At 49.3% G+C, this 24,819-nt stretch carries 19 protein-coding genes; 11 read left to right on the top strand and 8 right to left on the bottom strand.

Going from position 1 to position 24,819, the window contains the following annotated elements:
• Nucleotides 1-55 precede the first annotated feature (55 nt).
• A complete protein-coding gene (locus tag G8759_RS24360) occupies nt 56-1,081 on the bottom strand; it encodes a LacI family DNA-binding transcriptional regulator (RefSeq protein WP_167213939.1) in 1,026 nt (341 codons plus the stop codon).
• 334 nt (nt 1,082-1,415) lie between these two features.
• Between G8759_RS24360 and G8759_RS24355 the strand changes: the two genes are divergently transcribed.
• The 7 genes from G8759_RS24355 (at nt 1,416) to fbp (ending at nt 10,517) form a co-directional block, all read left to right on the top strand.
• Nucleotides 1,416-2,951, top strand: coding sequence for a tagaturonate reductase (locus G8759_RS24355; RefSeq protein WP_167213935.1), 1,536 nt, complete (start codon nt 1,416-1,418; stop codon nt 2,949-2,951).
• A complete protein-coding gene (locus G8759_RS24350) occupies nt 2,948-4,615 on the top strand; it encodes a UxaA family hydrolase (protein WP_167213932.1) in 1,668 nt (555 codons plus the stop codon). Before G8759_RS24355 ends, G8759_RS24350 begins: the two co-directional genes overlap by 4 nt.
• A gap of 102 nt (nt 4,616-4,717) precedes the next feature.
• Nucleotides 4,718-6,163 (top strand): glucuronate isomerase, encoded by a 1,446-nt coding sequence (gene uxaC / locus G8759_RS24345; RefSeq protein ID WP_167213929.1) that lies wholly within the window; start codon nt 4,718-4,720, stop codon nt 6,161-6,163.
• A 135-nt stretch (nt 6,164-6,298) separates the two neighbouring features.
• Nucleotides 6,299-7,324: a sugar kinase gene (locus G8759_RS24340; RefSeq protein WP_167213926.1), complete on the top strand. Its 1,026-nt coding sequence runs from the start codon at nt 6,299-6,301 to the stop codon at nt 7,322-7,324.
• 105 nt (nt 7,325-7,429) lie between these two features.
• A complete protein-coding gene (locus G8759_RS24335) occupies nt 7,430-8,098 on the top strand; it encodes a beta/alpha barrel domain-containing protein (protein ID WP_167213923.1) in 669 nt (222 codons plus the stop codon).
• The gene (locus G8759_RS24330; RefSeq protein ID WP_167213920.1) at nt 8,095-9,414 is read left to right on the top strand and encodes an MFS transporter; all 1,320 of its coding nucleotides are present in this window, start codon (nt 8,095-8,097) and stop codon (nt 9,412-9,414) included. Before G8759_RS24335 ends, G8759_RS24330 begins: the two co-directional genes overlap by 4 nt.
• 101 nt (nt 9,415-9,515) lie before the next feature.
• Complete coding sequence (gene fbp / locus G8759_RS24325) at nt 9,516-10,517, top strand: class 1 fructose-bisphosphatase (RefSeq protein WP_162391987.1); 1,002 nt, start codon at nt 9,516-9,518, stop codon at nt 10,515-10,517.
• Nucleotides 10,518-10,539: 22 nt separating this feature from the next.
• Here the strand turns inward: fbp and G8759_RS24320 are convergent, their stop codons facing one another.
• Entirely contained in the window at nt 10,540-10,959 is a 420-nt protein-coding gene (locus G8759_RS24320) for a winged helix-turn-helix transcriptional regulator (protein WP_167213917.1), read from the bottom strand.
• 211 nt (nt 10,960-11,170) lie between these two features.
• Here G8759_RS24320 and G8759_RS24315 point away from each other — a divergent pair, with 211 nt between their 5' ends.
• The 4 genes from G8759_RS24315 to G8759_RS24300 all read left to right on the top strand — a co-directional run bounded on the left by G8759_RS24315 (nt 11,171) and on the right by G8759_RS24300 (nt 14,818).
• The gene (locus G8759_RS24315; RefSeq protein ID WP_167213913.1) at nt 11,171-11,530 is read left to right on the top strand and encodes a DoxX family protein; all 360 of its coding nucleotides are present in this window, start codon (nt 11,171-11,173) and stop codon (nt 11,528-11,530) included.
• Between the two features lie 337 nt (nt 11,531-11,867).
• Entirely contained in the window at nt 11,868-12,950 is a 1,083-nt protein-coding gene (gene pelA / locus G8759_RS24310) for a pectate lyase (RefSeq protein WP_232073926.1), read from the top strand.
• Between the two features lie 68 nt (nt 12,951-13,018).
• Nucleotides 13,019-14,011 carry a pectinesterase family protein gene (locus G8759_RS24305; RefSeq protein WP_167213911.1) on the top strand — a complete coding sequence of 331 codons (993 nt, stop codon included), beginning with the start codon at nt 13,019-13,021 and terminating at the stop codon, nt 14,009-14,011.
• Nucleotides 14,012-14,056: 45 nt separating this feature from the next.
• A complete protein-coding gene (locus tag G8759_RS24300; RefSeq protein WP_167213910.1) occupies nt 14,057-14,818 on the top strand; it encodes a rhamnogalacturonan acetylesterase in 762 nt (253 codons plus the stop codon).
• Between the two features lie 28 nt (nt 14,819-14,846).
• On the opposite strand, the gene G8759_RS24295 is transcribed toward G8759_RS24300, so the two are convergent.
• The 6 genes from G8759_RS24295 to G8759_RS24270 all read right to left on the bottom strand — a co-directional run bounded on the left by G8759_RS24295 (nt 14,847) and on the right by G8759_RS24270 (nt 24,497).
• Complete coding sequence (locus G8759_RS24295) at nt 14,847-16,793, bottom strand: heparinase II/III domain-containing protein (protein WP_167213907.1); 1,947 nt, start codon at nt 16,791-16,793, stop codon at nt 14,847-14,849.
• A 28-nt stretch (nt 16,794-16,821) separates the two neighbouring features.
• Complete coding sequence (locus G8759_RS24290; RefSeq protein ID WP_167213904.1) at nt 16,822-18,027, bottom strand: alginate lyase family protein; 1,206 nt, start codon at nt 18,025-18,027, stop codon at nt 16,822-16,824.
• 74 nt (nt 18,028-18,101) lie between these two features.
• Nucleotides 18,102-19,100, bottom strand: a complete 999-nt coding sequence (locus tag G8759_RS24285; RefSeq protein ID WP_167213901.1) for a DUF4466 family protein — start codon at nt 19,098-19,100, stop codon at nt 18,102-18,104.
• Nucleotides 19,101-19,129: 29 nt separating this feature from the next.
• Nucleotides 19,130-19,525, bottom strand: coding sequence for a hypothetical protein (locus G8759_RS24280; protein WP_167213898.1), 396 nt, complete (start codon nt 19,523-19,525; stop codon nt 19,130-19,132).
• 59 nt (nt 19,526-19,584) lie between these two features.
• Nucleotides 19,585-21,312, bottom strand: a complete 1,728-nt coding sequence (locus tag G8759_RS24275) for a RagB/SusD family nutrient uptake outer membrane protein (protein WP_167213895.1) — start codon at nt 21,310-21,312, stop codon at nt 19,585-19,587.
• Nucleotides 21,313-21,341: 29 nt separating this feature from the next.
• On the bottom strand, nt 21,342-24,497 hold the full coding sequence (locus G8759_RS24270) for a SusC/RagA family TonB-linked outer membrane protein (protein ID WP_167213892.1): 3,156 nt from the start codon (nt 24,495-24,497) through the stop codon (nt 21,342-21,344).
• Nucleotides 24,498-24,819 lie beyond the last annotated feature (322 nt).

Below are 24,819 nucleotides of genomic sequence, written 5' to 3'. Positions count from 1 at the left end.
TAAACGAGTGAAGCCGGGTCTTAGACCCGGCTTCACTCGTTTAATTTCCTGTTGATTAGGTAAGGAGCGTACTTTCTAACTGCGACGAAGCCCGCACGATTAGCTTGGTTGGAATCCGGATCGTGCCGGGTTGGGGTATTTTCTGTTTTCCCTCAATTAAATCGATAAGTCGGCCGGCGGCTACCTGACCGATTTCCTGAGCAGGTTGTTCAACCGTACTCATTGGAGGGGCAAGCAGATCCGCTACTGAGATGTTAGTAAAACCAATCAGTGAAACGCTTTCCGGAATGGAAATATTCCTCTTCTTAAGTGCTGACAGGCAGCCAATTGCCAGGCGGTCACTGGCCGCAAAGAAAGCATCAGGCGACAGGGTTAACAAATCATCGACTATCGGTTCTACTTCATTATGACCGAATCCAGCGTAGCGGATCAGACTCTCGTCATAAGGAATATCATATTGTTCCAGGGCTGCCCGATAGCCTGCAAGGCGTTCCTGAGTGATGGAGATATGAGGGGGAATGGTCAGATGCGCAATACGTCGACGACCCGATTGGATCAGGTGTTCAGTGGCGGCAAAGGCTCCGCCAAAATTATCGGCTGTGATACAGGGAGAATCGATCTCTTTCGATACACGATCAAATAAAACGATAGGCAATTTTTTCTCCTGTAATTGCCGTAAATACGAGAAATCGGAAGTTCCACTGGAGAGGGAGATCAGCAGCCCATCCGCTTTTCTGGCGACCGCCTGCTGCACTGTTGCCACTTCCCGTTCGTAGGATTCGTGGCTTTGAAAAATGATAACGTGATAGCCCCGATTATAGGCTATTGCTTCGATGCCATTGATGGCCTGTGAAAAAAAATTATTGGCAATTTGGGGCACAACTACACCGATAACCCGGCTTCGGTTCTCCTTTAAACTGAGTGCAATCGGATTCGGTCGGTAATTAAGTCGCTCAGCATATTCAATGACCAGGCGTTTTGTCTCCGGGTTGATTTCATAACTATCCCGCAAGGCCCGCGAGACAGTCGAGGTCGAAAGATTTAAAGCGCGGGCAATATCCTTTATGGTGATCGCGTCCAAGGTGATTATTGGTAAAGTACAAAAAAAAGTTGATCATCAGTCGCTACTTTAGTAGAAGCTTTAAACTGGGTTCAACTACTTACACCGTAACTGGGCGTAAGGAAAATTAAAAACCGGCAACGTTCCCGATAACGTTTGCATGAATAAATATCATTTAAAATTTTAATATAAAAAACATCCTGCTTAATCTTATTCAGACAATTCGCTGCGCACTTCATCTTCCCGGTTAAGCCATTTCCACGAAAAAGATAATTTTCTGTTTTGTTCAACCTGCTCATAGAGTAATAAGCCCTATTGGAAATTATTGCTTGCTGAGGTATCGTCATTCAAGAATATGGACTTATTAACAATACAATCACTATCAAGTATTCAGTCGCAAACCGACGTCAGCCTTCCTTCTGATGAGTTGTTACAACTTCCGGAACGGGTACTCCAATTCGGAACGGGGGTGCTGTTGCGGGGACTGCCCGACTACCTGATCGACAAGGCGAACCGGCAGGGAATTTTTAACGGGCGAATTGTTGTCGTAAAATCGACCGATGGAGGAGATATGACGGCCTTTGCGCGGCAGGATAATCTGTATACGCTTTGCATCCGGGGAGTAGAAAATCGTCGAACCGTTGAAGAGAATGTGGTTTGCTCGGCTATTAGCCGTGTATTGTCGGCCAAACAATCGTGGGATGAGATCCTGCAATTTGCCGCTAGCCCTGATTTACAGGTCGTGATTTCAAATACGACCGAAATAGGTATTCAGCTTGTTCAGGATGATATCCGCCAGTCGCCCCCCGAATCGTTTCCCGGTAAACTACTGGCCGTATTGTACGCTCGTTTTCAGGCTTTTAATGGTGATCTGACTAAAGGGCTGGTCATTGTGCCGACAGAACTTATTCCGGAAAACGGCACCAAACTGGAAGGAATTCTATTGGAATTAGCGCATCGGAATGGTTTGGAAAGTGCGTTTATAGATTGGCTCGAAACGGCCAACACTTGCTGTAACTCGCTGGTTGATCGCATTGTACCCGGTCGTCCTGACCCTGCCACTCAGCATGCCCTGACCGAGCAATTGGGCTATGAAGATGACCTGCTGACCATTTCGGAAGCGTTTAAACTGTGGGCAATTGAAGGCGACGAACACGTTCAGGAGGTGCTATCGTTTCATCAGACCGACGAGAACGTGATCATCCGGCCGAATATCGACCTGTTCCGTGAACTGAAATTGCGCCTGCTGAATGGCACACATACTTTAAGCTGCGGACTGGCTTTCCTGAGCGGGTTCGATACCGTTCGTGAAGCAATGGATGATGAAGTCCTGTCGGCTTTTGTCAGCAATGTAATGCTGGCCGAACTGATTCCAGGTATTCCGTATCAGGTCGATGAGAAAACCGCACAACGATTTGGATTTCAGGTGCTGGATCGGTTCAGGAATCCGTTTATCGAGCACCGTTGGCTGGCTATTACCATGCAATATTCAGCCAAGATGCAGATGCGGAATGTACCGACATTGCTCCATTACTACCAGAAATTAGCTGTAACTCCTCGTTACATCTCACTGGGCTTTGCTGCTTATCTGTTGTTCATGCGGGCCACTACCCAGGATGATGAAGTCTGGTATGGCGAACGAAATGGCGAAGCGTACCCGATCTATGATGCGCAGGCGGGTTATTTTGCTGAGCTCTGGGCCAGTCTGACACCTGAAGAATTGACGAAAACCGTATTACAAAACACGACTCTCTGGGGGCATGACCTGAGCCAGTTACCTGGCTTTGCTGATGCAGTAGTCAATCACCTGACGCAAATGCTTGATAAGGGTGTGTTGGCAACGGTGTCGGCCTACTTTGGTCAGGTGCAACCAGAAGCGATACTAAAATGAAACAGAACGTTCTGAAAATACACCCGAACGATTCAGTGCTGGTTGCTCTGGTCGATCTGGGACCGGGTCAGGCTGTGCAATGGGAGGCATTGACCCTGGCTGTTACTGAAGCGATTCCGGCAAAGCATAAACTGGCGATTCAGGCATTTGCGCCGGGAGATCCTATTACGATGTATGGGGTTTTGGTCGGAAAGGCCAAACAGCCGATTCCAATGGGGGGCCGACTGACGACGTTTAATGTACAACATGCCACGAACAGCTACGACCTGCATGGCTCGACGTATCAGTGGACACCCCCGACGGTAGACCGTTGGCAGATGCAGACATTTATGGGCTATCATCGCTCCGATGGTCGCTTTGGAACGGCTAACTACTGGCTCGTGGTGCCACTCGTATTTTGCGAAAATCGCAACATTCAAGTGCTGGAAGAGGCTCTTATCAATGACCTGGGCTATTCACGACGGCATACGTACCAGCGACAAACGCAGGAGCTGATGGCTTTGGTACAGGCCGGTCATACGGTTGAAGAAGTATTGCAGGCTGATTTGCAGGGAGCTGAACAATCCTTTGATGGGCTCAAACGCAATCAGTTACGGTTGTTTCCGAATATTGATGGTGTAAAATTTCTTTCGCACGAAGGAGGCTGCGGAGGAACCCGACAGGACGCACAGGCACTATGCGGATTGCTGGCAGGCTACATTACCCACCCCAACGTTGCGGGTGCTACCGTGCTGAGTCTGGGTTGCCAGAATGCGCAGGTGGCCATGTTACAGGAAGAAATTCAGAAGCGAAGTCCGCAGTTCGATAAACCATTATTTGTGCTCGAACAGCAGACAATTGGTACTGAAGAATCGCTGATCAGCCAGGCGCTGCGGCAGACCTTTGCAGGACTGATGCAGGCGAATGCCTGTGTCCGGCAACCTGCTCCGCTCAGCAAACTGAGCATCGGGCTTGAATGTGGTGGCTCCGACGGATTTTCGGGAATTTCGGCCAATCCTGCGGTGGGACATGCCTCTGATCTGGTCGTTGCCCTTGGTGGAACAGTCATTCTATCGGAGTTCCCGGAACTCTGCGGGGTAGAGCAGGAACTTTGCGACCGCTGTGAGGATGCTGAAACGGCCGGCCGGTTCCGGGAACTGATGAGCACTTATGCCCAACGGGCACAGGAAGCCGGGTCGGGCTTTGACATGAATCCGTCACCCGGAAACATCCGCGATGGCCTGATCACCGATGCCATGAAGTCGGCCGGAGCCTCCAAAAAAGGAGGGTCATCGCCGGTAGTTGCCGTGCTCGATTACCCCGAGCTCGTAACCAAACCTGGCCTGAATCTGCTTTGTACACCCGGCAACGATGTTGAATCGACAACTGCTGAGGTAGGGTCGGGCGCTACGGTTGTGCTGTTCACAACGGGTCTGGGAACGCCAACTGGCAATCCGATTGCGCCTGTTATTAAAATTGCCAGCAATACGGTTCTGGCCAATCGAATGCCCGACATTATCGATGTCAACACCGGAACGGTTATTGACGGCAACGAAACGATTCAACAGGCGGGCGAACGACTGCTGGAGCAGATTATCCGGGTGGCCAGTGGCGAAGTCGAAGTGGCTGCTGTCCGTCACGGACAAGACGATTTTATCCCCTGGAAACGGGGCGTTTCTTTATAAAATGTGAAATCAAAGCGTTCGAGCGAAAGTATAAATGAGTATAGGCTCTGCCCCTCAATTCAGCTTTTCGCTCTTTCGCCATTTACTCTTTCACTCTTAACTATGAAAAAGCCCTTTCTAAACGACGATTTTTTATTACAAACTGAAACGGCCCGGCAACTTTATCATGAGTTTGCCAAGCCAATGCCAATCATCGACTATCATTGCCATCTGCCCCCAGATCAGATAGCCGGGAATCGCCAGTTTGAGAACCTGACGCAAATCTGGCTCTATGGTGATCATTACAAGTGGCGGGCGATGCGCACGAACGGTGTCGATGAAAGCTTCTGCACGGGAAATCAGTCAGATTATGATAAGTTTCAGAAATGGGCCGAAACTGTACCGTTTACGGTTCGGAACCCACTCTATCACTGGACGCACCTGGAACTACAGCGGTATTTCGGCATTACTGAAACACTTAACGGACAGAGTGCCCGGCGTATTTATGAGGCCTGTACTGAGAAATTACAGTCACCCGATTATTCGGTCAGGAGTCTGTTACAGCGAATGAATGTCGAAACCGTTTGTACAACCGACGATCCGGTAGATTCGCTCGAACATCATCAAAAGCTGCTCGATGAGCGGGTGGTTGGAACGGACTTTGGCGTAAGTGTCCTGCCAACGTTTCGGGCCGATAAGGCAATGGCTGTTGAGGATGCGAGGTCGTTTAACCTTTATGTTGCCCGGCTGGAAGCGGCCAGTAACATCGCTATTACGAACTTCAGCGATTTTCTGGAGGCTCTTCGCCAGCGTCACGATTACTTTGCTGAAATGGGGTGTAAACTATCAGACCACGGGCTGGAGCAGGTATATGCCGAAAACTATCTGGAGTCTGATGTTCGGGCTAGTTTCGACAAGATACGTTCGGGCAAATCACTTACCGATTCTGAAGTTCTGGTGTTCAAATCGGCTATGTTGGTAAATTTAGCCGAAATGGACTGGGAAAAAGGCTGGACTCAGCAGTTTCACTTAGGCGCACTTCGCAACAATAACACACGCATGTTGCAACAACTCGGCCCCGATACGGGCTGGGATAGCATTGGCGATTTCACGCAGGCTCGTGCGCTGGCCCGATTCCTCGATCGGCTCGATACGACCGATAAACTGGCTAAAACGATTTTGTACAACCTGAATCCGGCCGACAACGAACTGATGGCTACCATGATCGGAAATTTTAACGACGGGTCAGTAGCGGGTAAGATTCAGTTCGGTTCAGGCTGGTGGTTTTTAGATCAGAAAGAGGGTATGGAGCGGCAGATCAATACTCTTTCAAACATGGGTTTACTGAGCCGTTTTGTGGGTATGCTGACTGATTCGCGGAGTTTTCTGTCGTATCCGCGACATGAATATTTCCGCCGGATTTTATGCAACCTGTTCGGCAATGACATCGAAAATGGGGAACTACCTGACGACATGGCCTGGATGGGACAAGTCGTTCAGAATATCTGCTACGGTAATGCCAAAACCTATTTTGGCTTCAGCCACGAGCCAGCTTCGTTCGCTGTTTAAGAGTTGCTTAAAAGAAGCAGGCCTTTCGTAAACAGCTACATAGCTTTTACGAAAGGCCTGAGAAATTGTTCAGAAATCACATAACGGTTTTTGCTGTCGTCATGACCGTGATGACAAAAAGCGAAACTATATTCTATGACAAAAGTCTGCTGTTTTGGTGAGTTGTTATTGCGGTTTTCGCCGGTATCCAATGGTGAATGGATTCGACAGACGTCAATGCCCGTTTATGTGGGCGGAGCGGAGCTGAACGTAGCAACAGCGTTGGCTAACTGGGATGTTCCGGTGAAGTACAGCACGGTTCTTCCCGAAAATTCGCTGGCCAATGACATAACGGACTATATTGTCGGCAAAGGCATCGATCCATCGGGGATCGTTCGGTTTGGGCAGCGAGTGGGTAGTTATTTTCTACCCCAAGGTACTGATCTTAAAAATGCGGGCGTAATTTATGATCGGGCCCATTCTTCATTTTCAGAATTGACAGCCGGCAACGTTGACTGGGACGAAGTGCTGCAAAATACAAGCTGGTTACACGTTAGCGCGATCAGTCCCGCGTTGAACGCGTCTGTAGCGGAGGCTTGCCGGGAACTGATGGCTACAGCCTCGGCCAAAGGAATTACTGTTTCGATCGATCTGAATTACCGGGCGCGGCTCTGGCAATATGGGGTTGCTCCAACCGAAATCATGCCTGATCTGGTTGCGTATTGCGATGTGGTGATGGGAAATATCTGGGCGGCCAACACGTTGCTGGGCATTCCTGTTGATGAGTGTGGCCTGGAAGGTGGCCAGCAGGCCGATTATATCAGTCATGCGCAGGTTACTTCAGAGGCCATTATGAAACGTTTCCCACGCTGCAAAGTCGTTGCGAATACGTTCCGGTTTGATAAACAACCAACCGGGTTGCGTTATTACACCACCTTGTTTGTAGATGGTCAGCAATATGTTTCGCCCGAGCTATTGACCGATTCGGTCGTGGATCGGGTAGGTAGTGGCGACTGCTTCATGGCTGGCTTGATTTATGGACTCTACAATCGACATTCCCCGCAGGATATTGTCAATTTCGCGGCTGAGGCTGCTTTTGGGAAATTGCAGGAAATGGGCGATGCGACAGGGCAGACAGTAGAAGACGTAAAAAAACGGATTCATTCGGTTAGTATTTATTAATTAGTCTTTGATTTGTTATTTTTTGTTGACTAATACGTCTAACCGTAATCGACAAATCCAAAAACTTAACGCCAACTCTCTTAATCATTTTAACACAAGGTTATTATGCCGGTTTTCTCCCCCGAAAAAATTCTTGATCTGGTTATACAGCATCCTATTGTTCCGGTGTTTTACCATGCGGATGTCGACCATGCCAAGGCGATTGTACAAGCCTGCTACGATGGTGGTTTGCGCGTGTTTGAGTTCACAAATCGGGGCGACAAAGCATTGCCAGTCTTTACGCAATTAGTAAGTTATGTACGGGAACAGTGCCCTGGAATGGCAATGGGTATCGGTACGATACTGACACCCGCAGAGGCCATCCAATTTATTGACGCAGGAGCCGATTTTGTGGTGCAGCCAGTTACAACGGCCGCTGTGGGCGATGCATGCCGGGAGCGGGGTATTCCCTGGGTGCCTGCCGGGTCAACGCTGAACGAAATTTACCAGGCTACCTTACTGGGTGCCAGTCTGGTGAAAGTTTTTCCGGGAAATGTAGTTGGTCCCGATTTTATCAAAGCCATTAAAGGGCCGATGCCGGGTTTGAAATTGATGGTTACGGGTGGCGTTGAGCCGACGATCGACAGCCTGACAACCTGGTTTCGGGCGGGCGTTACGGCCGTTGGTATTGGGTCACAATTATTTTCGGGCAAAAGTGCCGAACCCGAATTCCTGCGTGAACGCGTGGCTGCTCTTGTTCAAACGATCTCTCCCTTTATTCCGCAACCTGTATGACTAAATCCATAGGAAATTATCGCTGGACTATTGTTGCGTTGTTGTTTTTTGCGACGACGATTAACTACCTCGACCGGCAGGTGGTAGGCTTGCTTAAACCCACTCTGGAAAAGGAGTTCAACTGGTCGGAGATCGATTACAGTCGAATTGTACAGGTATTCTCGGCAGCTTATGCCATTGGGTTGCTGCTGTTTGGGCGGGTTATTGACCGGATTGGCACCAAAACGGGCTACACGATTGCCATTGTTTTCTGGAGCATAGCCGCTATGGCACATGCGCTGGCAACCAGTACGTTTGGTTTTATTCTGGCCCGGATCGGCCTGGGACTGGGTGAGGCCGGAAACTTCCCGGCGGCTATCAAAACCGTGGCTGAGTGGTTTCCTAAAAGAGAACGCGCACTGGCTACGGGTATTTTTAACTCAGGAGCGAATATTGGAGCCGTCATTGCACCCGTTGTGGTCCCCTGGATTCTGGGAATTTATGGCTGGCAGATGGCATTCCTCGCCACAGGAGCGGTTGGGTTCATCTGGCTGATTTTCTGGTATATTGGGTATGAAATACCCGCGAAACAGGCGAAACTGTCGAAGGCTGAGTTTGATTACATTCACAGCGATAATGAAACGACGCCCGACGAGACCGCTGATCACGGAAAGCCCGTTTCGTGGGGTAAACTGCTGAGTTTTCGGCAAACCTGGGCGTTCGTTTTCGGGAAGATGCTTACTGATCCTATCTGGTGGTTTTTTCTGTTCTGGCTTCAGGATTATTTTTCAACGACGTTTAATCTGGATACCAAGAAGCCAAATTTATACCTGGCTGTCTTGTACACACTAGTCAGTATCGGCAGCATTGGCGGTGGCTATCTGTCATCGTGGCTGATTGGGCGGGGCTGGAGTGTGTGGAGAGCCCGTAAAACGGCAATGTTCATTTTCGCGCTGCTGGTCGTTCCGGTTATCGCGGTTCGGTTTGGGCCGGGCATCTGGACAGCAGTGGCGCTGATTGGTCTGGCTGGGGCAGCACACCAGGCCTGGAGCGCCAATATCTTTACGACGGCCTCCGATATGTTTCCCAAACGAACCGTTAGCTCAGTAGTTGGTATCGGAAGTATGGCCGGCTCAGTAGGCGGTATTATATTCCCTGAAATTGTTGGACGTGTTCTGGATAGCTACAAGAAAGCAGGCGATTTACAAAGTGGATACGGAATTATTTTCCTGATTTGTGGCTCAGCCTACCTGCTTGCGTGGCTTGTTATGCACTTGCTTACCCCAAAAATGCAGCCCGTTAACCTGGAGCCTCAACAGTCGGAGCCAGTAGCCTAAGTTTGATTTTATAGATATTGGTATCCTTTCTTCGATTGGTCAGTACCAGAATAACAAAACCACAAACCAGTTTTCAACTCTCTCTTATGGACGTTCAACAGATGGAAATAACAGCCTCACATCCACTCGCGCTGCCAGTTGGTGTAACCCTCGACCGGTACATCATGCACCGCCAAACGGCATTCCCGTATGCAACCGGTGAACTCTCGCAGTTACTGCGCGACATTGCACTGGCCGGAAAAATTATTCATAGAGAGGTTAATCGGGCCGGTTTGATCGATTTAACAGGTGGAATGGGCGTTCAGAACGTGCAGGGCGAAAGTCAGCAGAAGCTCGATATGATCGCCAACATTCGCTTTAGCAGGGCGCTGAAAAATGGGGGTGAAGCCTGCGCAATTATTTCGGAGGAAGAGGAGGACATTATTTATACGGGTAACAACAACGGTAAATATGTTGTCGCAATCGATCCGCTGGATGGATCATCCAATATCGATGTAAACGTGTCGATCGGTACTATTTTTTCGATTTATCGGCGCGTAACACCCATTGGTACAGCACCAACACTGGAAGATTTTCTTCAGGGAGGGCGTCGGCAGGTAGCGGCTGGCTATATTCTTTATGGTTCATCGACCATTATGGTTTATACCACGGGGCATAGTGCCAACGGGTTCACGTACGATGCGTCGCTGGGCGAATTTATCCTGTCTCATCCCGACATACACAGCCCGGTTGATGGCCAGATCTATTCCTGCAATGACGGAAATCTGGACGACTACGAACTTGGTGTTCAGGACTACCTCACAACGTGCCGCCGTAATAAGTATACGGCTCGTTATATTGGCTCGCTGGTGGGTGATTTTCACCGCAATCTGCTGAAAGGAGGAATTTATTTATATCCCCCAACCAAGAAGAATCCGGATGGTAAACTTCGTCTGCTTTACGAAGCGTTTCCGCTGGCATTTCTGGCCGAAATGGCTGGCTGTTTAGCCTCGTCGGGTCAGCAGGCGGTTCTGGATATCAAACCATCCGCCCTGCACCAGCGTACACCATTATATATTGGTTCGCCGGTTATGGTTGACAATCTGGTTAATTTGTTGAAATAGCGGTTGCAACTTCCCGAAAGTATCAGGCTTCCGGGAAGTTTGCGTCTATGCTGTGGTCTTTCTTTAAAATACGTTCCCGGTGCTGGAGCCCCCAATTCCGAAGGGCTTCGATGACACTATCCAGTGTTTCGCTATAAGGGGTTAGCTCATATTCGATGGTTACGGGCGTTGTTGGATACACGTGTCGTATGAGGAATTCATTCATTTCCAGCTCCTTCAATTCTTTACTAAGCACGCGGGCGGTAACGGTGCGAATGGTTCGCTGTAGCTCCCGGAAGCGCATAGGGCCGTGGCTCAACGCAATGATGATCGGTAGTTTCCACTTTCCGTTCAGTACATAGAGCGCATCCTGCACACCTCTTAAACTTTGTGTACATTCGGCAATAGTTGGGTTTTTTCGCCCCCATGCATACGGTACGGCCTCTTCAATGACTGCATTCATAGGTTGTATATAGTTAATGGAGGTGCCTTTTTATGGGTACCTCCGGTATCTCTTTTGATTGAATAAAGATAACAGGTAGGATTCAATCGGGTATGCAGTATCCCAAAAGATAGCGCTATCCTTTGGGATACTGCTACTAAATGGATAGTTAGTTCACGTACGTTTGTCCTGTCGATTGACATCGAAAAAACAACCTAACTAGTCCGAAGAGATGAATCCAAAAATAAAACGTATTGCCACCATTGTCGTAACGGTTCTGGCCGCAGGGATGGTGATATTGAGTGGCGTGATGAAATTAACACACTCGGCTCAGATCGTTGAAACACTCACCAAAGTGGGTGTAGGCCCCTATATTACGATGCTGGGAATTATGGAAATTGGCTTTTCTGCGCTGTTTCTGTACCCAAAAACAATGAAGCTGGGCTTTATTCTGCTGTCCTGTTACTTCGCGGGAGCCCTGGCGACCGAACTTTCACATGGCACGCCACTAAATGCGCTAACACCAATCATACTTATCTGGATCGCTACCTTCCTGCGCGACCGAAATGTATTCCTGGCATCAGCTGAATAGCAACGTATAAGCGCTTGTAAAAAGCCTAATCAAGTTTAAGGGATTCAATAAACAAACAGACCGGCATGCCGGTCTGTTTGTTTATTGACAAACTAGTATTCCTGTAAAAGTTCTAAACTGTTGTCAGTGTATGGCTTCTTTTTGACCGGCATCAGATTATCCTGATCCAGCGCTTCATCTAAAATTAGTTGTATATGAACGTCTAAAAAACCGCTTTGATAACGTTCCCGGTAACGATTGCGTAAAAAAAGTCAATCAATTAATTGTTCATTACAATTCTTCGACCAAGTTTTAGTCTGTTATCCATAGCTTGGCATTGCCTTTTTCGCTGCTTGACGTGAGCCTAAAATCGAGTTTTCAATCAATTGTCCTACTAGCCGGAACGCTACTAAGTTTTGTTTTTTCAGGCAATTGCTCCATTTCCAGAGGTAGCACAATCCCGGCGATTTACGAAATTCCTAAAGATTCGATAGCGGAGCGGATGCTGTACTATCAGCGAAGTAACGGAGGATGGCCGCAGCCAGGGGGAGATGCCATCAACTATAACCGTATCCTGACCTCAACGCAGAAACAGCAGCTTATAGCGGAGAAAAATAACCTCGATGCCACCATCGACGATAAATCCACAACCCGCGAAATCAATTACCTGGTCGCGTCGTTCAGGCAAACCCAAAACGATAATTATCGGAAAGCAGCCGAACGAGGAATCAACTACCTGCTGACGGCACAGAAAACAAATGGAGGCTGGGCACAGTTCTATCCCGATTCGAGCAGTTACCGCAAGCAGATTACGTACAACGACAATGCTATGATCGACGTGCTTTGGGTCATGAAATCCATCGCTGACGGAACAAATTCGTTCGATGTTGTCGATAAACAACTTGTCCCAAAAGCGAAAAAGGCCGTCGATCGGGGTGTCGACTGTATTCTGAAGACGCAGTATAGTCAGAAAGGAATCTTGACTGCCTGGTGCGCCCAGCACGATCGTATAACCTTACAGCCTACGGGCGCCCGTACATTTGAGTTGCCATCTCTAAGTGGCAATGAAAGCGTTGGTATTCTGGAATTTTTAATGAGTATCGACAAACCATCGGATCAAATCAGGAAATCCGTTCGGGCAGCAATGGCCTGGCTTGAATCGGTCAGATTGCCGGATATCGCGACGAAAATCATTATTGATCCGAGCCAGCCGAAGGGTAAAGATGTCGTTGTTGTTCAGGAACCGGGTTCAACCCGCTGGGCCCGATTTTATGATCTCGATACAAACAAACCGTTCTTTTGCGGTCGGAATGGGATTAAAAAATATGCTCTTGCCGAGATTGAAAACGAGCGACGGGTTGGCTACGCCTGGTATGGCACCTGGCCCGCCAAATTGCTGGCTACCGATTATCCAAATTGGGTAAAGAAATGGAGTAAGTAACTTACTGAATTAGTGGCCTGACAGTGAGTCAACTATCCTGCTTTTCTGATTGTTGAGTTTAAAAAATAATGGTTCTAAAACACACCGTTTGTCTGTTATTCTGTCTGGCTATTTCCAGCTTAATTACGTTTGCCCAGAAACAGCGTATGACGGTTGCTCAGGATGGAAGTGGCGACTACAGAACTGTGCAGTCGGCCTTGAATGTGGTACCTGCAAACAATAAAAGCAGGATCGTTATTTACATCAAAAAAGGCGTTTACAAGGAGAAATTGACGCTCGATTCGACTCAGCACCTGGTTACCCTGATCGGTGAAGAGAAAGGCTCGACAATATTGACGTACGATGATTATTCGGGTAAAACCTTGCCTGATGGCACTAAAGTAAGAACGTCGACATCGGGCTCGTTTTACATCTTCGGCGACGATTTTCGCGCTGAAAACCTCACCTTTGAAAACACCGCTGGCAGGCAGGTTGGTCAGGCGGTAGCTGCTTTCGTTACCGGCGATCGGGCTGTGTTTGTCAATTGCCGGTTTCTGGGCAATCAGGATACATTGTATACAGGGATGCCGGGTCAATACGGCCGTCAATACTATCTTGATTGCTACATCGAAGGAACCATTGATTTTATCTTTGGATCAGCAACAGCCGTGTTTGATCACTGCACGATTTTTAGCAAAACCGGTGGATCGTACATCACCGCAGCGTCAACACCCGAAGGCAAGTCGTATGGTCTTGTATTCCTGAATTGTACGCTCACCAGCGATGCTCCCAAAGCCAGCGTTTATCTGGGTCGTCCCTGGCGCGATTTTGCAAAAACGGCCTTCATTCGTTGCCAGCTTGGCGAGCACATTCAACCCGCAGGCTGGCATAATTGGGATAAGCCGAACGCAGAAAAAACAACGCTCTATGTCGAATATGAATCGATTGGGCCGGGAGCGAATCCGTCGGCCCGAGTCGATTGGTCACGGCAGCTAACTAAAGATGAAGTGAAATCATATACAACTGAAACGATTCTGGCCGGCGATGACCATTGGAAACCGGATAGAAAACTGACAAAATAGGTTCTAAGCCAACTTTCCGAACGTGTACCAAGACGTTGAATCACCATGAGCCAGCCATTTTTTTTGAAAAGCGTCTGTTTATTTACCCTGTCAGTTTTACTGGCCTTCGCTCCGCCAGCGAATAAGATTACCGTATACCTCATTGGCGATTCCACGATGTCGATAAAGCAGGTGAAGTACTATCCCGAAACAGGCTGGGGTATGCCATTTACCCATTTTTTCGACGAGAGCGTGACCGTAGATAACCGGGCGCAGAACGGGCGGAGCACACGGACCTTCATCGAAGAAAATCGCTGGCAACCCGTGGCCGATGGACTAAAGGAAGGCGATTATGTCTTCATCCAGTTTGGACACAACGACGAGGTTAAAACCAAGAAAAGCTATACAGCCGAGAATGAGTTTCGATCAAACCTGATCCGCTTTATTACCGAAACCCGAACCAAAAAAGCAACCCCCATACTTATCACGCCCGTTGCCCGCCGACAGTTCGATGCGGCCGGAAAGATAGTTGATACGCACGCAGTTTATTCCGGAATCGTGCGGGCAGTGGCAACCGAGTACAAAACTCCAATGATTGACTTAGATAAACAGGGCCAGGACCTCTACCAGCGGGCTGGCGTCGAAAATTCCCGCCTTTTTTTCAACCAGCTTGCGCCGGGTGAACATCCCAACTACCCAGAAGGGAAAGAAGATAACACACATTTCAACGAACTCGGGGCCCGAAAAATAGCGGAATTGGTGCTGGCTAACATCAAATCGCTGAAACTCGATCTGGCCGACCGAATCGTGAAACCGGAGACGAAATAGGGCTGATTTGCCTTGTCTTTATACGAGCTTATTCACTCGCAACAACAAAATTCAGTTTATCCGACGTTTTAGGGGTGAGAACGGTGAAATTGATCCGGTAAATCGTATCACCCCATTTGGTAATAATACCTCGATCTTCAGGGGCGTCCAGTTTTACTTTTTCGACCGACGGCTGCATCTGTTTGGGGTTGTACTTGACCACAAAATTTTTGGGCTGCCCACCTTTGGGATTGTAATGAATGATCAGCTCGCCGGGTTTGCCCACTTCAGCGGGATAGGCGGTCATCAGGTGTTGCGTTAGCGAATTGGCCGTTTGCAGGCTGATTACATCATCGATCTGAACGTTTTTGCCCCGATTCAGCCGAATGGTTCGCTGCCAGCTGTTTACGCCCGCTTCTTTCGGGTAGGCCCGTGAAATATCGACAGCAAACTGGGTAGTTGCATTGTCAGCTTTATAGGTAACATTCGACGCTTTAAACGACATGCCGGGGGGCTGATTCTGGCCGTTTATCGTCGGCAGATTATGGTAGTCTGAACAGTTGTACCAGATATCGTAGCGCTTATTACTGAATGTTTTGGCCGTGTAGGTGCCGCGCCCAACGTCAATCAGAAGCGGTTGGCCATCGTAGTAGATTACATAATTGCCAATATCGTTATGGTTGTGGCTTTCATCATTGTGTCCTCCTTTGGCAGCTACATAAAATCCTTTGGTGGTTCCTTCCTGATCGCGGGCGGCAAATACCTGAAGGTCTGGTAACCAGACATTTTTGGGAAGCGGTAAACCCTGCGGAGCTTTCTGGTATTCATCCTGCATGAACAGCGAATAAAAGTGCCTGAAGTAATGAAATTTGCCAATGGTGCCATCTTCAGGCTGGCGGTAAAAGGCACCGAATTTCATCATGTCGGGATCATTGATCGCTTTGCCGTAACGGTAAATCATGGTAGCTGCCATGCCGGGTTGCGGATCTGCGTCGGCAAAGTTCAGAAAGTATTTCTCGCTGATCTGGGCGCGGTAGATGAACCGGCCCATGTTGCGAAATTTCTCATCGGCATAGACGTACTGAAAGGCATTGTTACTTGCCAGATTCAGCATGGCAATATTGTCGTACAAAGATGCCGCTGCGGCCCCCCAATAGCTGGGGCCTTCGTCGCAGCCACCGTCCTGCGGATATGGGTTCAGAAACTCGTCCAGCACGTCCAGCAATTTGGCGACCGATGCGGTTCGTTTCTCATCGTCTTTTTCGAGAAGCAGCGTTGCATTGAGCCAATTGGAGCAAATCCAGGGGTTCCAGTTGTTAGGTGCCCGCCCATTGGCTGTTTTGGTCATCCAGCCGTGTGGTTTCGTCATCAGCGGTTCAAAAATCCGGTCGTTGGTTTCGTTGTAAATCCGTTTCCGGATCTGGGGGGACACGGCATCCAGTTTATCTCCCAGATAATAATCGACCCAGGCCAGATAAGTAGCGGTTTCAGCGGCAAATAAATCGACAAAGGGTTTCGATACGTCCATTAGACCGGCATACTCTTTCGATTTTGGCAGGTGAGCAGGTACACCCCAGAATGACTCTTCACAAATAGACCATACACCGTCGATAATGGGATCAACAAATCGGCCCTTATTCTCATAAATTTCGGCCAGCAATAAGGTTCCCAGCACTTCCCGTTTCTCGAAACTCACAGCCTGAAACTGATCACGGTCACCTGTCCGTTCGATGAGTAGCGATTTTGTTGCCGGGATGTATGGCCATTGATAGTTGAGATACGACTCTGCCTTTTTCAGGTACGCCTTCATCAGATTCTGATCGGCTTTTGCCCACCCGGCGCGGTCGTCTCGTTTGGGGAAAGGTGCCCATTGAGCCTGTGGAATCAGTACCTTTTTTAATTCACCGGGCGGAAATTTTCCACTCAGCAAATCCTGATTTTGGGCGTAGGATGAGAGACTGAACAGGGCAGCAACCAGCAGCAAAAATGACTTCATGGGAAGAGTAAAAGGGAAAAACAACGGCTTAGAACAGGGACTTTGTTAGGATAAAAAGGCTGTTTTCTTTCTGTTGATGACCTGATGAAAAGGCGGGTTCTGCAATTTTATACTTGGCCGAAGCAACGGTCGCCAACGGCTGAAATTCCTCCGTATGGATGGCTTTGATTTGCTGATGGTCCCAGTTTTTTTTTCCTTCGGCGTAGGGGAGCAGCCATAGAAACGCCTTTTTTAGGCTTTTCCCGGTTGCTGTTTCGTAGTTCCATAGGTCAATCTGCACGTTTTCTGCCAAAAGGGCAATCCCGAAAAAGCCCTGTAAATTCATCACCGAGTAATTCCAGGAAAGAGTACGGGCCAACTCATGCGGTTGGCTGCCATCGGCCTTTAGCTGACTCTCAATTCGTTTCATGGTCTTTTGCTCGATAATCTGGCGGGCCAGGGTTTTGTTGTCCGTAAAAAGAGCCAGGCCAATCGACTGGAAGTCGTAGTAAGTACCATGATTGTTGTGCTCATCTTCTTCGTCTTTCCCGATCGGGCTCGTCAGCATCCAGTCCAGGAACTGCCGAAACCAATTCTGTAAAGCTGCGTGATCGCCCGATGTCCAAACCGATGATCCGCGCAGCAATTGAACGGCATCAGCCAGCTTCGCAAAGGCCCGACTGTCAATGAGACCAATGCCCCGGCCATCGGTGATGCCCGGAATCGCCTGCCCGTAATTCAGATTCGGGTTCATTCTGGTTGCTGGATTCAGAAACCAGACGCGCAATAATTCGGCGGCACGGCGGGCGTATTTCTCGTCATCGGAGAAATAATAAGCCACGGCCAACAGCTCAACATCGTCGCATAAGTTCTTCAAATAAGTGGCGTCATTAATGGCAAACCGATCTGGATTAACCTGCCCGTCTTTCCGAATGTAAGGCAAGCCATTGGGCTTGGTCGAATCGGGCCACCAATACGGCCCCACACTCATATAGTCGTGTTTATCGCCACTGGGCGGGGTTTTACTTTTAGCCGTTACGGTATAAGTATCATGTTTCAGTGTTTTATCCGCATCGGCAATCAACCTTTTGGCTGCCTGCATCAACGTCTGATCGCCCGCTTTAATTTTTTCTTTATTGGTCCGTAAAAAATCCGCATTCAGGAGAAAGGTAGTCGGTTTGGAGAGCGACTGAGCAACTGAATCAATAGCTGAAACAAGAAGAAAAATAAAGCCGTATACTATAAATTTATTCACGGGGCTTCGCAGGTAAAGGGGGTTAAAAACGATTTTACCGAATGGCAAACCATTCGGTAAAATACAGGAACGGCTTACTTTAGCTTGATCTGTTTGATACTGATTGTCATACTTTTCGTCGTATTATTGACCGCGTTTACGTACACATATGCCACATAGGTCCCATCGGCGGTTTTAACGAATGCACCCTGATCCACAGCTAGACCATAGGCATAATCTGCCGCGCTGGGGAACGTGGTTTGTTCCAGATCAACATCGTCGATGTACACATCAAAACCGGCTGTATTCCGAAGCTGTGCATCTTTTACATCTACCCGTTTGTCGATGGCAGTGCGTGTTTTAGGAAGCCCGGCTGGCAGCGAAACGTCTTTGAGGTAATCGGCATTAGAGGGCGCAACCAAGGCGTGACCAAACGCAAAGTTGCCACTACCAAGCGTTGGCCGGTAAATATAGACAAAGTCGATTTTGCTGGCCAGATTGTTCTGCTCCACTTCGGCTTTCGAATAAACCGCCATATCGGCGAGCGACACATAAGCTTTCGCTCCATCAGTGAGCACCAGCGACCGTTTCATGCTCATGCGACTGATCCGATAAGCCGGTGATTGAATCGCAACCTCTTTGCCGGTAGACGAAGTACCGCTAAATCGGAACGAAACATCTTTGCCCTTACCCTCTTCAGATGGGTAATAGTAGTAGCGCAGCGTAACGGCTTTGTTTTTACTGACATCGATGATCGTTGCGGTCGATACGGCTCCGTTGGTGACGGTATCGGCGGCTGTCTGCACGGGTTTATCGACACCCGTACTTCGATCCGTATACCAGGAAAAACCGCTAAACCCTGTGCCTTTTCCTCCAGTAATAGACGCTTCGGCACGTACATCTTTCAGGTCGCCATCGAGCGTACCGATGGCGTAAGCAAATTCAATACGGTCGCCTACAACAGCCGGACCTGTCGTTTTTTTGAGCAGATCATTTTTGAGCGTTGCTCCCGGATCAACCTCTTTGTTCTGGCAACCCGCGTTGAGTAACAAAGTACCCAAAACCGGCAGAACGAAATAGACTATCTTTTTCATACGAATGCAATGGCTATGGCTGGTTTGGGTTATTTCTGAACAGTTACCGTTACGGTGTATGTCTTGCGAACCTGGCGATTACCCGAAACGACAGTGTATTTTTGTGCCTGCGTATAATCGGTCCAGATGCCCATTGTTGGTTCAACAATGGCATCGGTCACCACGCTGCAATAGGGCTTTACACGTTCCATATTGGTGCCAAATTTGGCTACGGCAGTCACAGTGAGCGCCGTAGTGTCAATCACCGTCTGACCGCTGACCAGCACCGTTCGGTGGTCGGAACCCAGCAAATCAAAAAAGGTCATGTAGCACTGTGAGCGGCCGGTTATGAGGAGACCCGCTTCATCAACAGGTTCTTTGCCGCAGGAAAGCAATCCAATCAGGGCCATCAGACCCAAAAAGAGTGGAAAACGTTTAGGTTTCATTTGATTATAAATTTTGAGGAGACAGGTCTCGGTTCGATCGTATGCAGACTTGCTCACAATTAAAGCCAGGGTGTATTCTGGATAATTTTAGAATTGACTTCGATTTCGCCAGGTGGTATCTGGAACAGGTAATACCGTTGATAATCACGCTCGGGGGCATTGACGAATTCGTCACGAACGCGGGTACCCTGGCTATCGTATAGTACCTGTCCGCCTGGTGATGGCCAGATTTCCTCGGCTTTTTTCCACCGCCGGATGTCGAAGAAACGATGTCCTTCGCCTACCAGCTCAACAATGCGTTCCTGCTCGATGGCTTTGAAAAAGTCGGCTTTGGTCGCAAATTTCGTCTGATTCAGCGCTGGCAGATTTCCCCGGCGACGAATGCGATTGAGTAGCGTGAAGAGTTCGGGCGTAGGGCCGCCATTGGTTTCATTGATCGCTTCGGCATACATCAGCCATACATCAGGCAACCGCATCATATACATGTCCTGAGGACCATCACTCCGGCCGATGCCACCCGTTTGCCGTATCCATTTTCGGAAAATGTAGCCGGCAGGAGCACCGTCATAATTGATATACGTCACCCCATCGCGGCTACCGAATCGGAAAGGCATACTATCACCAACTGTCAATCCGTCTGTCGAGAGCCGCAGCATCTTCTGCTCATCCCAGAGAATCGTTGCCCGCATCCGGTAGTCACGGCCCGCATACGATTTTGGGTTGGTGGCGCTGTTAAGCTGCGTCGTGTTTTTCGAGAGCACAAGCGAAGGGGCAAAATCGCCCGTAGAGAGGAGCTGGTAGCGATTGGCTAACCGGAATGTAGGCGCAACCCATACCTGCCCATTGCCGGTATTGCGCGTACCGAAGTCCCGCTGCATTTCCTCGCCCTGAGCTAGTAGTGGGCCCCCAAACTGAACGGAGAAGATAATCTCAGGATCGTATTCGTTGAAGTACTGGAACAGATGATAGTAATTCGGATTGTCGACAGGACCGGGCTCGCCGTTCCGGAACAGCGGTATATTTTTGTCGATGATTTTCTTGAAATCAGCCGCAGCCGCCGTATAATGTGCCTGTGCATCGGCCGTTTTTCCTTCATTTTTCATCCAGCAGGCCCAGAACAGCCGAACCTTACCACTAAATGCCCAGGCCGCCAATTTAGACGCGCGTCCGAGATTGTCGCCGGTATAGGTTTCGGGCAGTACAGTAGCAGCATAGGTCAGGTCGGCCAGAATCGAATCTTTCACGACCGCACGCGGTGTTCGGATCAGCGAATATGCTTCCGTATTGCCATTGAGCTTGCTGGTAAAATAAGGTACATCGCCCCAGAGGTCGATTAGCCGGAAGTAGTTGATGGCCCGCAGAAAACGCGTTTCAGCAACGAGCCTATCCATCAGCGCCAGATCTGACGGTGTTTTCAGACTTGACCGTAAAGCGCCAATGTTACCCAGCACATAATTGGCCCGGTTGATGGTCCTGTAGCAATCACCCCACAGAAAACCGAAGTTTGTATTCGATCCGATTGCACCGGGATTGAATACGCCCTGGTTGTTGCTGGTACCCCGCGTATGGACAAACTCCCCGCCACCGTCGAAATAATAGTCGCGGTCGAAGGTGGTGCGGTTTGCATCGTAAACTCCATTAACGGCAAAGATGGCATCGTCGGTGGTTTTCCAGAACAGATCCGACGAGAGTTGGGTTGTGGGCACCTGATCGAGCAGATCTTCGGTGCAAGCCGCTGCGAACAGCGCCAGACCCAGTATGATAGAGAGGCTAAAAAAACGTTTCATGAGAGAAGAACCGACGTTCTGGGAATGGATTAAAGGCTGAGATTGAGACCAAAGGAGTACGATTTCAGCAGTGGAAATGGATCGTCCTGGTTGTCAACGTTCGATACACTGGTGCTTTTCTCCGGGTCAACACCCCGATAGCGGCTGAATGTCAACAGGTTCTCGGCCGTGACGTATACGCGTAACCGACTGACACCGATGCGACTCATTACTTTGCTGGGTACATTGTAGCCTGCCTGAATGTTTTTCAGCCGCAGGTAGCTAAAATCATCGAGCCAGAACGTCGATTCGGCCTGGTTGTTTCCGCCCGAACCGGTCACGAGCCGAGGTAGCGAAGCCCCACGATTGTCGAGATTCCAGGTATCGGACCATTGAAAATCCTGAAACGCGTTCCGGGCCGATGGAATGTTGACATTGTTGAACGGCTCCAGCCAGAAATCCTTGCGACCGGTTGCCGACTGCCAGAGAATGCTCAGGTCGAAACCACGCCAGCTACCGAACAGATTCAGCCCAAACGTACCTACCGGCTGATCGCGGTTATATTGCGGTTGGGCTTTCCGGTCCTCATCATTAATTTGCCCATCGCCGTTCAGATCTTTATACAGAATATCGCCCGGCGAAACATACTGACCCTGATAAGGTGCGTTGGCAACGTCTTCCCAGGTCTGCGCAATGCCCGTTGCTTCACGGCTATAGGCGAAGTGATAGGGTAGATTCAGGTACGTAAACCCCTTGCTCAAAAACTCATTCCATTCCAGCAGCTTATTGCGGTTAAAGGCCATGTTGAGCGTAGCGCCGACGTTTGCATCCCGGATTTTAGCCCGGTACGTTACGTTTGCTTCCAGACCGAGGTTACGGAGTTTGCCGATGTTAACACGGGGCGCATCGTAGCCCGACAGGAATGTTGACAGGGACGATGGCCGGATCATCCCCGTTGTTAGCTTGCTGTAGGCATCGATTTCGCTCGTCAGACGACCACCGAAAAAGGCCAGATCCAGCCCAATGTTTGTAATGTTGGTCTGCTCCCACGAGAAATCCTCGTTGATGATTTTAGACGAACTAAACCCTTTGGTAATCTTTCCGTTGAGGATGTAATTGGTCAGGTTGAAGATGTCGCGCTGTTCGTATCGGCCGACACCGGAGTTATTACCCAGCTTCCCGATTGAGGCCCGGAGTTTTGCTGACGACACCACCGAGCTGAAACGCTTGAAAAAGGGCTCTTCCGAAAAACGCCAGCCAGCCGAAACCGATGGAAAAAAGCCATACTGAAAGCCCGGCAGAAACTTACTCGATCCATCGTAGCGGGCATTGGCCTCAAACAGGTATTTGTCATTGATAACATAGTTCAGGCGTCCCAGTACTGACCGCAACCCTTCGGCATCCGAATTGCCGCCCGCCGACTGAGTTGTCGTTAAGGCCGCATCGATCTCGCTCAACAACGGATTAATCCGGTCTTGCCGACTGGCCGACAGGTTGCGATTGAACCAGTATTCTTCAGTATAGCCACCCAGTACTGTCAGTTGATGATTGCCGAATAAGGTTTTATTGTAGGTGATGCGGCCCTGAAGCAGCGTTTTATAGCCCTGGTTCGTGCTGTTGCTGATGCCTGCACTCGGATTGATAATCGTTCTGGCAACCTGGTTTGTCTGGAAATTCCAGACATCAGTAGGGTCATTATAGCTTTTCGTAAACTGGTTGTAATAGCGAAGTCCGTAATCAGCCCGAACGGTTAATCCCTCCAGGGGTGTCCATTCGCCGTACAGGTTCGCGTTGATTTCCTGCCGGTCGCGCAGGTTATGATAAACCTGATATCGAGCCAGCATGTTGGCTGCCTGAGCGTCTTCGCCATAGGCCATAATACCCCCGTATTGACCGGTTGTGGGGCTTTGCGGAAGAATTCCGGCAATGGCGTAGCGAATATCATAGCCGTCGGTTCCACTGTAATTGATGAATCCTTCCTGATTGGCGTATTTTTGTTTTGACCATTGGCCATCCATCCGAATGCCCACTTTGATCGCATCCCGCACTTTATAATCGAGGTTAAAGCGCGTATTGTAACGTTTATAATCGTGATTGATCAGGACGCCTAATTCGTCATAAAGGCCCGCCGACAGGTAGAAATTCATACGATCGGTACCACCCGAAGCAGACAGGTTATGGGTTTGAATACGGCCCTGATCGCGCAGGATGACATCCCACCAGTTCGTATTCGGATAATTAGTCGGGTCGATCAACCCTTTGGATAACCAGTCTTCTACGGTTCCATAGCGGAACGTAGTTGACGATGCGCCCGCTCCCGACGCCCGCATATGCATTGTCAGAGCGCGAGGGTAATCTGCGAAATAGTTGTAGAAGTTGGTGGGTTTCGATAAGCCGTAGGTGCCGGTATAACTGATCTGGGCTTTTTTGTTCTGCGATCCATTTTTGGTCGTTATTAACACAACTCCATTGGCAGCCCGTGACCCGTAGATGGACGCTGACGCGGCATCTTTCAAGACCGAAATGCTGGCCACGTCGTTCATGTCGATGCGGTTGATATCGACGTCCGGCATCCCATCGACCACAATCAGTGGTCCCGAATTATTCACTGTTCCGAGGCCGCGAATGATCAGAGCAGCACCACTCCGGCCGGCCTGTCCGGTCGATTGCTGAACGGATAAGCCAGGCACCAGCCCTGATAGCCCCGACGAAACGTTGGCCAGCGACCGGCTCGAAATTTTCTCATCGATCGTTATGGCCGCTACCGATCCGGTCAGGTTTTCTTTTTTCTGAGTGCCATAACCCACAACGACAACCTCGTTCAGGGTTTTGATATCGGGCGCCAGGGTTACGTCGAGGGTTGTTTCGCTGGTAACGGTGGCTTCCTTGGTCAAATAACCAATGGCCGATACGACAAGTGTACCGCCACCGGTAGGAATATTGACTGTGAATTTACCGTCAGCGTCGGAAGTGGTTCCGGTCTTGTCATTGCCCTTTAACACGACAGTCGCACCGGGCAAGCCCGTATTTTTTTCGTCGAGAACCCGACCGCTGAACTTATAGGTAGCGACCTGCCTTGCCGGAACCGCCGACTGGCTATTCCCTGGCGGGATGGCCTGACCAATCAGATCGCCACAGGCCAGCAGGGAGGCTAAACCGCCATGTATCGCCAGGACCAGAAGTCTGGAAGATAAAGGTTTGTACATATCAATATAGGGTTTGATAAAATTGTTTTTGCCGGAAAATTGAATTGATCATTGACAGACAACCTCTTGTGCTGTCTACGCTTATTAATGCATAAGGCCCGCTGCCACACATTCCTGTTCACTACGTTAGGTCAACGGGGAAATGAGCCATTGACTGCTTTTTCGCCCCATCTGACTGTAAGTTGATAGGGCAATATTAGTAGTGATGTGAATAAAAAATAATGGAATAATCTAAAAAGAACGGTTTGTCCACCTCTTTGAACGCTTTTGGAACGCACCGAACGGTTTGTCCACCTTATTGATCTATACGCATAACTAGACA

The sequence above is a fragment of the Spirosoma aureum genome, assembly GCF_011604685.1.
Taxonomy (GTDB): Bacteria; Bacteroidota; Bacteroidia; order Cytophagales; family Spirosomataceae; genus Spirosoma; species Spirosoma aureum.
The sequence above is the reverse complement of the archived record's forward strand: the minus strand, read 5'-3'. Positions and strand labels throughout refer to the sequence as shown.